This is a genomic window from Verrucomicrobiota bacterium, assembly GCA_027622555.1.
GTDB lineage: Bacteria > Verrucomicrobiota > Verrucomicrobiia > Opitutales > UBA2995 > UBA2995.
In genome coordinates, this window is sequence record JAQBYJ010000059.1 from 22,721 (window position 1) to 35,084 (window position 12,364).

At 49.5% G+C, this 12,364-nt stretch carries 11 protein-coding genes; 9 read left to right on the top strand and 2 right to left on the bottom strand.

The genetic code is table 11. The annotated features are described in order from the left end of the window. Nucleotides 1-3 precede the first annotated feature (3 nt). Nucleotides 4-1,467 carry an integron integrase gene (locus O3C43_15315; GenBank protein ID MDA1067860.1) on the bottom strand — a complete coding sequence of 488 codons (1,464 nt, stop codon included), beginning with the start codon at nucleotides 1,465-1,467 and terminating at the stop codon, nucleotides 4-6. Nucleotides 1,468-1,754: 287 nt separating this feature from the next. On the opposite strand from O3C43_15315, the gene O3C43_15320 reads away from it, so the two are divergent. The 9 genes from O3C43_15320 to O3C43_15360 all read left to right on the top strand — a co-directional run bounded on the left by O3C43_15320 (nucleotide 1,755) and on the right by O3C43_15360 (nucleotide 11,604). Then, nucleotides 1,755-1,931, top strand: a complete 177-nt coding sequence (locus O3C43_15320) for a hypothetical protein (protein ID MDA1067861.1) — start codon at nucleotides 1,755-1,757, stop codon at nucleotides 1,929-1,931. Then, on the top strand, nucleotides 1,932-2,189 hold the full coding sequence (locus O3C43_15325; protein ID MDA1067862.1) for a hypothetical protein: 258 nt from the start codon (nucleotides 1,932-1,934) through the stop codon (nucleotides 2,187-2,189). It begins immediately after the preceding gene. A 114-nt stretch (nucleotides 2,190-2,303) separates the two neighbouring features. Then, nucleotides 2,304-2,570: a toxin gene (locus O3C43_15330; protein MDA1067863.1), complete on the top strand. Its 267-nt coding sequence runs from the start codon at nucleotides 2,304-2,306 to the stop codon at nucleotides 2,568-2,570. Beyond that, on the top strand, nucleotides 2,567-2,839 hold the full coding sequence (locus O3C43_15335; protein MDA1067864.1) for a CopG family antitoxin: 273 nt from the start codon (nucleotides 2,567-2,569) through the stop codon (nucleotides 2,837-2,839). Before O3C43_15330 ends, O3C43_15335 begins: the two co-directional genes overlap by 4 nt. 82 nt (nucleotides 2,840-2,921) lie before the next feature. Next, nucleotides 2,922-3,611: an EVE domain-containing protein gene (locus O3C43_15340; GenBank protein ID MDA1067865.1), complete on the top strand. Its 690-nt coding sequence runs from the start codon at nucleotides 2,922-2,924 to the stop codon at nucleotides 3,609-3,611. Between the two features lie 413 nt (nucleotides 3,612-4,024). Beyond that, on the top strand, nucleotides 4,025-7,300 hold the full coding sequence (locus O3C43_15345) for an FtsX-like permease family protein (GenBank protein MDA1067866.1): 3,276 nt from the start codon (nucleotides 4,025-4,027) through the stop codon (nucleotides 7,298-7,300). Nucleotides 7,301-7,521: 221 nt separating this feature from the next. Continuing rightward, the gene (locus O3C43_15350; protein ID MDA1067867.1) at nucleotides 7,522-8,874 is read left to right on the top strand and encodes a PQQ-like beta-propeller repeat protein; all 1,353 of its coding nucleotides are present in this window, start codon (nucleotides 7,522-7,524) and stop codon (nucleotides 8,872-8,874) included. Between the two features lie 32 nt (nucleotides 8,875-8,906). Next, nucleotides 8,907-10,250, top strand: coding sequence for a PQQ-binding-like beta-propeller repeat protein (locus tag O3C43_15355; GenBank protein MDA1067868.1), 1,344 nt, complete (start codon nucleotides 8,907-8,909; stop codon nucleotides 10,248-10,250). 22 nt (nucleotides 10,251-10,272) lie between these two features. Then, nucleotides 10,273-11,604 (top strand): PQQ-binding-like beta-propeller repeat protein, encoded by a 1,332-nt coding sequence (locus O3C43_15360; protein ID MDA1067869.1) that lies wholly within the window; start codon nucleotides 10,273-10,275, stop codon nucleotides 11,602-11,604. A gap of 177 nt (nucleotides 11,605-11,781) precedes the next feature. On the opposite strand, the gene O3C43_15365 is transcribed toward O3C43_15360, so the two are convergent. Then, nucleotides 11,782-12,364, bottom strand: a 583-nt coding sequence (locus tag O3C43_15365) for a DUF1501 domain-containing protein (protein ID MDA1067870.1), incomplete at its 5' end; no start/stop codon positions are given.

Sequence of the window (12,364 nt, forward strand, 5' to 3'; positions counted from 1 at the left end):
CGTTCAGGCCACAAGCGGCGTGGGCAGAGCCATTCCGGGTTTTGAAAGAACATGCAGGTAAATCTGCGTGGTTTCGATACTGCGGTGTCCCAGAAGATCCTGCACGCTGCGGATATCCGTTCCCCGTTCCAGTAGGTGGGTGGCGAAACAGTGGCGCAAAGTATGCGAGGTCACCCGTTTTGCCAACCCGGCCCGCCTCGCCGCTTGCTTGATATGTTTCTGGTAAATGCCCGGATGGAAGTGATGGCGTCGGATTACTCCGCTACGGGGATCCGTACTTTCGTTCTGTCCCGGCCACAACCAGAACCATTCCCATGCTTCCGCCGACTTGGAAAATTTTCGCTGCAATCCACTACTGGGCATCTCTACTCCGGGAAGCCCGCGACGGCGGTCTTCCTCATGCAGGGTCCTGGCATAACGCAATTGGGTTTCCAGTTCACCAGCCAAAGGTTCGGGAAGGCCCACCAACCGGTCCTTGTTTCCCTTGCCGGCCCGCACCACAATTTGACGCCGGGCAAAATCCACATCCTTCACCCGCAATCGCATCAGTTCGCTCAATCGAAGGCCGGTCCCGTACTGAAGACGCGCCATCAGCCGGTAACGTGCGGGAAGTGCATCGAACAGCCGTTGTAATTCCTCCCGACTGAGCACCACCGGAATCGATCGCCGAATACGACCGCGCATGAAGGAGGAAAAATCTCCGAGTTCAAGCTTCATGACTTCTCTTAAGAAAAAGACACAGGCATTGAGCGCCTGCTTTTGCGTGGAAGCGCTTACACCCTCCCTTACCGCCAGGTGGGTCAAGTAAGATTGAAGCGATTCCTGAGACGGATTGCCGTCGCCGCAAACCTTGCAAAACCGCAAAAACCGTTTCAACCAACCCAGGTAGCTGCGCTCGGTGGCCAGACTCATGTGACGCACCCTCATAAGCTCGCGGGCCTTGTTCAGATTCGCATCCGCATCTTTCGAGTCAGGCAAGGTTTCATGAACGCGTTTGGCGGATTTTTCACCGTTCTCCGCTGTTTGAAAACTGGGCCTGATCACCCTGAATTCATGGGGCTCGTCCGGTTTTTCTTTACGGTCCTGAATCCTGCTTTCCTTTCTATCAGCCTCTCCTTGCAGCCTGGGTGAGGTTTGGGGAGACATGGGTACCATTTGCACGCCGCCACCAAATCGGGCCAGCGTTTGACCACCCTTGTTTTGGTGAACCGGTACCCGTTCCGGGGCGTTCACAAAAAACCACCGCAACGCCTGACGCCAGCGTTCCGCCATCCAATCCTCTGGACTTCTCTCCCGTATCAACTCGGCCACAAACTCTCTGGCATTTTGGCAGGTTGCTTTCTCGCCTCGCCGCTTCAGCCACCCCAAATACCACCTGATTGTAATCGTGTGAGACTGAATCTTACTGCAATGAAACCCGCTGTTTCGCAGCACGGTTTCCCAATGGGTGAAGAGAATTGTTTTCATGGAACGTATAGTGAACATAAAATCACTATGCATGCAATAAAAAGTTATTCACAAGATTTCGGGGAGGGGGTATTTTTTGCCGGGATTTTCTGACAAAGTACTCTTAAGACTAACTGGCGCGCGCGAGGGAGATCAGAAAACCCTTGACGTTCAGTGATTTGGAGTTGATCGTTTCGCCGTGAAAAATACCCCCCAACCCCCTCCGGATATCAGCCGGTTTTTGTTATCTCAATAGTACTGTTCGAGAAGAGAATTGAAAAAGCTGAGGAATAATCTACTGTCCGAGTATGAGCATTGAACAGATCAAGGAAAAGATCAGGGAATTAGATCCCTCTGAGCTCGATCAAGTTGCAGCTTTAATCCTGCAGATCCGGCGTACCAACGACCCTGAACGGAAAAAAGAACTGTCCCAAATGATTGACGACAAGGATGTTATCCCTTGGAGCGGAGCTACTGAAGATTAAATGGCCGAATCTTACACGGTTTTTCTTCGCCGTACGGCCTCTGTGGCCCTTAATTCGGTTGGAGGATCTCGAAAGAAGGGTATTGAACGGTTTATCGATTACCTCGGGGAAAATCCGTTTGATGAGGGAGATTTTCCAGAGGTAGATGAATCCGGGAGAAAAGTGTTCTGCAAAGTCATTCGGGACTATGCGGTTTCCTATTACCCAGACCATGCAGTCAAAGAATTGAAGATCCTTGAAATCGTACGCACTCCATGAAGAAGGAACTCGAACAAGTCGGTTCTGGAAATCCGGACAAGCCGGATTCCTAAGCTTCGGCGTTATACAAAGAATAGTGTTGCCATAATGCACACATTGTGCATCTTTTAGAGCATGGTTTATGATTGGGATCCAGAAAAAGAAGAATGGCTCAACGAAAACCGAAATCTGAGTTTCCTGCACGTTCTTTACCACCTTGATCGGGGTGATCTCCTAGACGTAAGGGAGCACGCCAACAAGGAAAAGTATCCGCACCAAAAAGTGCTTATTGTCAATATGAATGATTATGTGTATGCAGTTCCATTCGTTGAGGATGACGAGACTTGGTTTTTGAAAACGATTATTCCCAGTAGAAAAGAAACGAAGAAGTATTTGAAATGAAGGCATTAAAATTAGACCAGGAAGAGAAAGAATTACTCGAAGAATTAGAAAGAGATGAATGGGTATCCACTCTCGCATCTCCCAAGGATTTCAAGCAGTTTCAAGAGGCTGCCAAGAACACTTTAAAGAAAGACAAAAGAGTGAACATTCGCATCAGCGAACGAGATCTTTCTTCGATCCAGAAAATAGCACTTGAAGAAGGTATACCGTATCAGACTTTGATATCGAGCGTGCTCCATAAATACGTAAACAAAAAGATCAAAGTATAACCAGTCGGTGGTCCAAATCTCCGGAAGCTGCGCTCCCAGCCATTCATCACTTTGACGTTCGACAACGAAATAAACCATCATCGTGACCTACTGGCTTGATCTATTTACCGGCGTAACGTGGAATGAATTCCGCAATGCCGGCAGCAACGTAACTGGCTTCCGAGAAACACGCTGGAAGACGATCCAGCGAATCAAGGAAGGCGACATCTTTTTGTGTTACCTGACTGGTGTTTCCCGATTTGTCGGTCTGCTCGAAGTCACAGGGAAGCCATTTCAGGACGATACTCCGATCTGGAAGGATGTGGTTTTTCCATGTCGCCTGCAGGTCAACCCCCTACTGGAACTCGATCCAGAGTATGGAGTTTCAGTCCATGACCTGCGGGACCGCCTTTCATGCTTCCTCAAGTCTGAGGCGTCCAATGCTTGGACTGGTGCATTTCGAGGATCGCCAGCGAAGTGGTCGCAGTCAGATGGGGATGCAGTTGTTGAAGTTCTCCAACACGCCAAGGCCCATCCCAAGAAGCTCCCAACCGATCCGAAGAAGCTGGCCCAGAAGCCACGAGCGTTTATTGGCAAGGACAAAAAGCCTGTCACGATCCCCGATGATGATGAACTGCCACTGACGACCAAGGCAGGCACGACCGATTCTGCTCCCACCGAGCACACCGAGATTCAGGCTTTACTCCTTCGGCTAGGAGCCGACATGGGTTTTGATGTTTGGGTGGGCGCGACGGGGTCAATGGGCAATTGTCAAGTTTTCTGGCAACAATAGACCTTCTTCTCAGCGTTACCTATTGCGCTTACCCTTTCTTGGTCCGGGTTGCGGTCCACCTTTAGTGGTCGACTTGACAATTGAGCATTGACCCTGTCTTCTTTCTGATTGAGCATTGACCCTGTCTTCTTTCTGTCTTCTTTGTGACCCTGTCTTCTTTGACCGTGGGGTCTTCTCGGAAGCAATAAAGATGAAATAGGAGTTTGCAATTTGGAAAGGTCCAATATCTCTCACACTGTGTCTGTTGTTTCGTACGTTTAATGTTTGATTCGGTTTGCCGTACTGGAGGAAATGGTTGTTCGCTATTGTCCATGGTGAAAACTTTTCAATTTGGCCCTCAATACTATGAGATGTTCCCTTATTGTTAATTGCAAGGATGTGGCCCGGTTCATTAACTACCTGGTCTCCTAGGAATGGATACACGACGTTATATTTTACAGAGCCTCTGGCATTTTCGTAACGCCTATCTGGGTGTATTTCTCGGATCTGTTCTTGGTGCGATGGTGCTTCTCGGTGCTTTGTTTTCAGGTAGTTCGGTCAAGGAATCCTTGCGGCGGATTGGTGAAAACCGAATCGGTCAAACCACCCACTTGATAACAGGTGGAGATCGTTTTTTTAGAGAGCAGTTGGCCAGTGATCTTGAAGTTGGCGCCGACCTTGCCGCTGCCCCGGTTCTTTTTGCCAAAGGCGTTGCCAGCAAGGGAAGGGACGTGGCGAATCAGGTTCAATTGGTTGGCGTAACTTCATCATTCTGGAAGTTCGCTCCGGAGCCGTTGGATCTAAATCTTAGCGAATCGAATGTAGCGATTAATGGAGTGCTAGCCGAGCGCTTGGGCCTGGGAGTGGGCGATACGCTTATTATTCGTTTTCAGAGACCGGGTGTAATTGCCGGCAACGCACCGGTTGCGGGTGCAGACGATTCTCTGGAAAGTGTTCGGTGTACCGTCGAACGAGTACTCGATGATGCATCGTTTGGAAGGTTCAGTTTGGAAACGACCCAGGTTCCTCAGCCTTCTGTTTTTATGCCCATCAAGTTACTTCAGGAAGCGTTTGAATTCGAAGGACGGGCAAATCTGTTGCTGCTTAAAACGAACTTGTCCGGGAAGGATATTGAAGCAGCTCTCAAGCAAAGGGCGACGCTCACCGATTACCAAATAAGCCTGGATTGGTTGGAGACGGCCCAAACCTGGGAAGTAAAATCGGAGCGGGTCTTTATCGATAGCCAAATTGGGCAAGCGATCCTCGATGGAATTCCCCGAGTGCAACCTGTAACATCCTATTTAGTGAACGGTATTAAGATTGGAGAAAATTCCACACCGTATTCTATCGGTTCCTCGGTGGATCCCAAAACGGTTTCATTTCTGCCTGACGATTTGGCGGCAGATGAAGTGGTATTAAACAGCTGGGTAGCTGAGGACTTGAATGCTCGGGTGGGGGATTTCGTGGAACTCAGTTATTACCAAACGGCCCAGTCAGGACTGTTGGTTGAGCAATCTTCGAACTATACCGTTCGTTCGATCATTCCCATTGAAGGGCAGGCAGCCGACCGTGATTGGATGCCCAATTTTCCTGGAATCAGTGAGGCGGAGGTTCCCAGTGATTGGGATGCAGGGCTCCCCTTGGAGATGGATCGAATTCGAGACAAGGATGAGGACTACTGGGAAGAGTATCGTGGAACGCCCAAAGTATTTTTACCCCTAGAGGCAGGGCAAAATATTTGGTCGACGCGTTGGGGAGATTTTACCGCTTTGAGAATTCCGCGAGGTCAGCAAGTGGACCTTGAGCCAGACATCCTCGATGTGTTACGTCCTGAAATGAATCAATTGCTCGTGCAGGGCTTCAGGTCCCATGCGCAAGCCTCGGCAAGTTCGGCGGTCGACTTTGGTGGGCTGTTTGTTGGCATGAGCTTTTTTCTGATTCTCGCTGCCCTAGGTCTGGTGGCCATGTTGTTTCAGTTTTGCCTGCTTCAACGTAATAGGGAAGCCGCCCTGTTGAGTTCACTTGGAATTAAGGGAAAGCAATTGATGCGCTGGAGATTGGGCGAAGGGATCCTGATCTTGATTGTCGGCTGTGTTGTTGGACTACCGCTCGCTGCCTGGTATACCAAGCGCATACTTTCTTTTCTTGAAACGATCTGGGCAGGACAGACTTCTGCTTCGACCTTTGTGTTTCATGCGGATCCCATGACTATTTCCATCGGTGTGATCAGCTTCCTGGTAATGTCGCTGATTGTCCTCTGGTTAGCGCTTCGAAGGCAGGCAAAGCAATCCCTTTCAATTCGTCTGAAATCCAATGTTGAAGAAACAACCTATACCTCTGGCAGACCCTGGAAGACTCAGCTTCTTGTTGTCGGTGGATTGGTTCTGGGAATCAGCTCTGTCTTGATGTCGGGTTCTCTCATGCCTGCCCAAGGTGCATTTTACATGGCAGGCTTCTCGTTGCTCATTGCAGGCCTCGGTTACTGCAGGCTTCGCTTACTAAAGTTGGCATCGCACAAGGGTGAGCAGGAGATGGATCCCAGTTATCTGGGTAAACTGAACATCTCCTCCCGCGTGTCTCGAAGCTTGACGGTGGTGGGGCTGATTGCGTCTGCGGTATTTATGGTGTTGTCGGTCGCTTCATTTAGAAAACATGTGGGAGACGATTGGCTGGAGCGCTCCAGTGGTACAGGAGGATTCGCGCTGTTATCTGAAACAACCACAGCGCTAAATCTTCCACGAGATGGGGAAGGTGAAACCTTTGAGATTTTCGAGAACGTCAAAGCGGATGTTAGCCAAATCGTGCCCATTCGAAAAGGGGCGGGGGACAATGTGAATTGTTTCAACCTGAACACCACGTCCCAACCTCAGTTGATTGGTGTCAATGTCGGCACATTAAATGAACTCGGGGCGTTTCAACTGAGCAAGCTCGACGAAACCCTTGCAGGTGATAATTGGGAAAAACTCGAAAGTCTGACTGCATCAAACGCAGTCCCAGCCATCGTCGATGAAACCACCATGATGTGGGCGTTGAAGAAGAAGGTGGGCGATACCTTCCTTTACCAGAATGAAACAGGGCAGGACTTTAGGGTTCAGATTGTTGGTACGATCAAGGAATCGATATTCCAAGGTTACTTGTTGGTGGATGAGGGACATCTGCTTCGTGAGTTTCCATCGAATCCAGGTTACTCGATGTTTCTGGTAGATGTGTTGCCGGAGACGGATGTTTCTGAGGTTCGTAATCGCATCGAAAGTGCATCCACCGACCAGGGTGGTAAAGTGGACCTGTCCCGAGATATTCTAGCTTCGTTCCACGAAATCGAAAATACCTACATCGCTATCTTCAATGTGCTTGGAAGTCTGGGCGTTGTTTTGGGCAGTCTTGGTCTGACCATTGTCGTGGCCAGAAGTATTCAAGAACGGCTGGGTGAATTCTCGGTCATGACTGCGATTGGCATTTCTCGAAAACTGCTTGGGAGATTGGTTTACTCCGAGTATAGCAGATTGGTTGCGTGGGGCTTACTTATCGGGTTGATCGCCTCCGGTATCTCTGTTTGGCCGAACCTCCAAACTCTACCGGCTGTGCCAACTGCTGTGTTAGTTGTGGGTCTGCTAACCGGAATTGTCGTACTCAATTTGTTGTGTGGAGTTCTGGCTTTCAAAGCTTCTTTTCCAAAGACGGGAGTGGGGCTAAATCGGGTGGATCGGTAGCTGTGCGAGTCAGTAATTCGACTTTTGTAGGAGCTGCTTTAGCTGCGATTCCCCGGGAACGCCAAGCCCCAGCTTGGCATCTTTAAGCCACAGATCGCAGCTAAAGCAGCTTACAATCTGACAATTGTGCTACCAATGTTATTTTTGAGCTTCATTGGGGCTTGCTCTGACATTTCGTCAAATTCTAACAATCTATTTTCGTTATCCCCGAAATTGCTTGAATGAAATATCTCCTATCCGCCTTTATTGTTTGCCTTAGTTTTACCTTCTCCTTTGCCGATGACTGGGCTTCATGGTTGGGCCCAACCGGGGATTCGGTTTATCATGAAAAGGGGATTATCACTTCGATCCCAGCAGAAGGATTAAAAATCCTTTGGGAAGCTCCAGTTGCGATGGGTTACTCAGGGCCGTCGGTTGCTGATGGGAGGGTGTTCCTGATGGATTATATTCAAAGGGACGGCGAAATTACCAATCGCGCCAGCTGGAGTGATGAGATAACCGGCCAGGAGCGAGTTGTTTGCCTGGATCAAAAAACGGGCAAACTCCTTTGGACCTACGCCTATGAACGCCCTTACCGCATGTCCTACGCGAGCGGTCCACGTTGCACGACGATTTACTCCGAGGGTAAGGTTTACGCGCTTGGTGCCGAAGGAGATTTCAATTGTCTGGATGCAAATACGGGTGAGGTGATTTGGAGTAAGAGTTTCCGCAGTGATTACGGAGCGGAAACACCACGCTGGGGACATGCTGCGCATCCGCTAGTCTACAATGATGTAGTTATCTGCATCGTGGGTGGAATCGGCAGCGTCGTGGTCGCATTTGACAAAGATACCGGGGAGCAACGCTGGCGAAAGTTGTCCGCTGATTCTCAGGGCTATTGTCCACCCTCTATCATTCATAGAGCAGGTGTAGACCAACTCATCATATGGCATCCAGAGGGATTGTTTAGTCTAAATCCGTTAAACGGGAATACCTATTGGTCTCATGATCTTCGACCCAAGCTGGGACTTTCAGTAGGTTCACCCCGAGTATCGGGTTCCCTCATGTATGTTTCCGGTCAAGGTGGTCCCGGTGCTCTATTGAAGTTATCAGATGACGTGCCGGGCGCGGAGGTGTTGTGGCTCGGTAATCCTGCAAATGCCCTTTATCCTTTGAACAACACTCCGGTATTTACCGAAAATGCCTTGTACGGAGTAGACCTGGAAGAGAGTGCGTTGATCGCGGTTGATCCGGTGGACGGTAGACGTATTTGGCAGACCCAGGAACCTGTTCTTGATCCGGAAGTTTTGGCGAACAGCAAAAATAAAATTCGCCACGGAACCGCATTTCTAATCCGCCAGGAAAAGAGTGACAGGTATTTTATCTTTACCGAAAACGGTGATCTGATTGTTGCCGAAGTATCCCCCGCCGGTTACCGTGAAATCGGACGTCAGAATGTTTTGGAACCTACAAACTTTAACGGAGGTCGCAAGGTGGTGTGGAGTCATCCGGCTTTCGCTGATAAAACCATGTTTGCGCGTAACGATAAAAAACTGATCGCGGGTGATCTGGATAAGAAAAGTTATCTGAAGTAGTCGTGATCCCTAACTCCGTTTTGATTTCTACAATGAAACATCTATCTCTACTTTTAATCTGTTTGGTTTCTCCCTCATTCTTGAAGTCTGCTGATTGGCCGAAATGGTTGGGGCCGACCGGAGATTCGGTCTATCATGAGCAGGGTGTCATTACCGCAATTCCTGACGGAGGACTTGTAACCCTGTGGGAGTATGAAGTGGGCCTTGGTTACACAGGCCCAGCCGTGGCGAATGGGAAAGTTTACCTTATGGATTATATCCGTAAAACGGGTGAAATAACCAACAACGCCGGTGCCGCCGACCAGATTAGTGGCGTTGAACGAATACTTTGTTTGAATGCGGAGACGGGCAGGCTGATCTGGAAATACGACTATGAATGTCCCTATAACATGTCCTACCCCAGCGGACCTCGATGTACTCCGACTGTGGTCGATGGAAAAGTCTATGCATTGGGAGCGGAGGGAAACCTTACCTGCCTGGATGCGGACTCTGGTAGGTTGATTTGGAGCAAGCATTTTCGAGCGGAATACGGAGCAGAAACGCCCATTTGGGGTCATTCAGCCCATCCAATGGTTCATAAAGATACGCTCTATTGTATCGTTGGTGGGGAGGGTAGTGTTGTGGTGGCTTTTAACAAAGATACGGGAAAGGAACTGTGGCGTGGTCTGTCTGCGGCCAAGCAGGGCTATTGTCCGCCCAGTATTATACATCATGGTGGCAAGGAGCAACTGATCGTTTGGCATCCTGAATCTGTAAATAGCCTGAACCCGCAAACGGGAGATCTCTACTGGTCGGAAGCATTGAATCCCGATTGGGGCGGCTCGATTCAAATACCCCGCAAACTAGGATCGCAGTTGTTTGTTGGTGGTCCCCAGGTAGCGGCTCTGTTTTTACTTAAGTCCGTGGGCGGCACCCCTGCAGTTGAAACGGTTTGGCAGGGCAATCCGAGAAATGCGGTTTATCCGGTAAACAGTGCGCCTATATTCACTAAGGATGCGATTTACGGAGTTGATAATGGCTCCAGTTCTTTGATGGCCATCAAAGTGGAAGATGGAAGCCGACTATGGGAAACGAATGAACCGGTCGTGAATGACACGGTGCGGCGAACCAGACAAGGAACCGCATTCCTGATTCGTCACCGCGATACTAATTTGTATTATTTACTAAACGAAAGTGGAGATTTTATCATAGCGGAAATTTCTCCCCAGGGTTACGACGAAATCGGGCGAGTCCATGTGATTGAACCCACCAACTCCACCAATGCCGGAGGAGCCCGCAAAGTGGTTTGGAGTCATCCAGCATTTGCTCAAAAAACCATGTTTGCCAGAAACGACAATAAAATGATAGCTATAGATTTAAACAAGGATAACTATTGAATTTGCCCTAATGAATTACCCCATGAAAAAAGTTACACTTCTTCTGTTCGTCCTTTGTGGTAGCCAACTCTGTGCCCAAAACTGGACCCAATTCCGTGGGCAGGACCAAACCGGGATTATTGAAGGAATCGAGATTCCGACTGAATGGAATTTGGAGGAAAACCTGAAGTGGTCGGTTCCGAATCCGGCCCTGGGATGGTCTTCACCTATCGTCTGGGGTGATCGAATTTTTATTACCGGCTCCACTCTGGCAGCGGAAGAAATGGAAAACCGAAGCAAAGGCGGAGGCGAGTACCGGACCTCGGCCGGAAACTACATTAAGCTTGAGGTCATCTGCCTGGACAAAAAAACAGGAGGCATTTTGTGGCGGAAGACTGCCTATGAAGGTCCATCCAAAGTGGCTACTCATGGGGGAAGCCCTTATTCAGCAGAGACTCCGGTTACGGACGGAGTACATGTTTACGCTTACTTTGGAACGATGGGGCTCCATGCATTTACCTTGGACGGCGAGCTCGTTTGGCAAAAGGATCTTGGTGTCTTTGAAATGGATGCAGAGTGGGGGACTGGGACTTCACCGATGATCCATGAGGGTATCCTTTTTATGCAGGTGGATAGCATGGATTTTTCTTCTTTGATCGCGTTGGAAGCGCTGACTGGAAAAGAAAAATGGAAAGTTAATCGTGACGAGGGTCCCAATCGCGGTACGCCCATGATTTGGCGTAACCGGCTTCGCTCAGAACTGGTGACACAGGGTGCCATTGCACGGTCGTACAATCCGGAAAATGGCGAATTATTGTGGCAAATAAATATGGAGGGCGGTCGTAGCAGTTCTACTGCCGTAGGAGATAGTGACAGACTCATAATCGCTAACGAGAAACGAGCCGCCGGTGGATTTATGTTTTCGATCAGAGCCGGAGCCTCCGGCGACATTTCTCTCGCTGAAGGTCAGACCTCAAACGACGGGGTTGAGTGGAAAAATCCCAATGGCGGGATAGCTATGTCTTCGCCACTTATCTACGAAGGTTGCGTTTATGCCTTCGAAAGACGGACAGGTATGGTAAGTTGCTACGACGCAAAAACCGGCGACGTACATTACTATCGAAAACACTTAAAAAAGGCTCGCGAGTTCTGGTCAACTCCTTGGGCCTACGATGGTCATATTTATTGTATCGATGGAAAGGGCATTACTCATGTCCTCGAATCAGGCCCGATTTTAAATGAGGTCCGTCTCAACGAATTGGATGACCAGATCTGGGCCATGCCGGCGATTACCCCTGGATCGATTATTTTGCGTGGATTGGAGAATATTTACTCAATCGAGGCGAAAGACTCTGATGATTTGCTGAGTAATTGAAGTGGTCGGAGAAAATGAGAGCGTATTGGTGCACTGACGACGGCGCCCTCGGCGAGGCCGCCCTACCGCAATTGAAAATACGCCTGTGACAGGGTAGGGCTCGATCGCCGAGCGAGCCGTCTTTTAGGAACAGAAAAACGAGCCGTTTTTTCGCAATCTCAAATGGAGTTGGCGAACCTACGCGATCAACTCCGGAATGATATCCGCACCTTCAACTCCGACCAATTTCTTTTCCAATCCACCGTGGAGGAAAGTTAAATGGTTGGGGTCCAGGCCCATCAAATGTAAGATGGTGGCGTGCAATTTTTTGACATGTGTCGGGTTTTCTACTGCTTCGTTGCCCAGTTCATCTGTTGTGCCAAAGGATAGGCCTCCTTTGATTCCGCCTCCAGCCATCCACATGGTAAATCCGGCTGCATTGTGATCGCGTCCGGTTCCTTTGGCGTATTCTGCAGTTGGTTGACGACCAAACTCGCCGCCCCAGACTACCAGGGTTTCTTCAAGTAATCCTCGACGTTTAAGGTCTTTGAGCAAACCGGCAATTGGTTTGTCAGTTGCACCGGCGTGTTTGTTGTGGTTAAATTCGAGATCGCCATGAGCATCCCAGTTGCTGTCCGTGTGGGCTCCACCGGAGTAAAGTTGAATAAAGCGCACGTCTCGTTCCACCAGGCGGCGGGCCAGGAGGCACTTTGTGCCGAATTCACGGGTACGCTCCTCGTCGATTCCGTAGAGTCGTTTGGTGGCCTCCGATTCCTGAGAC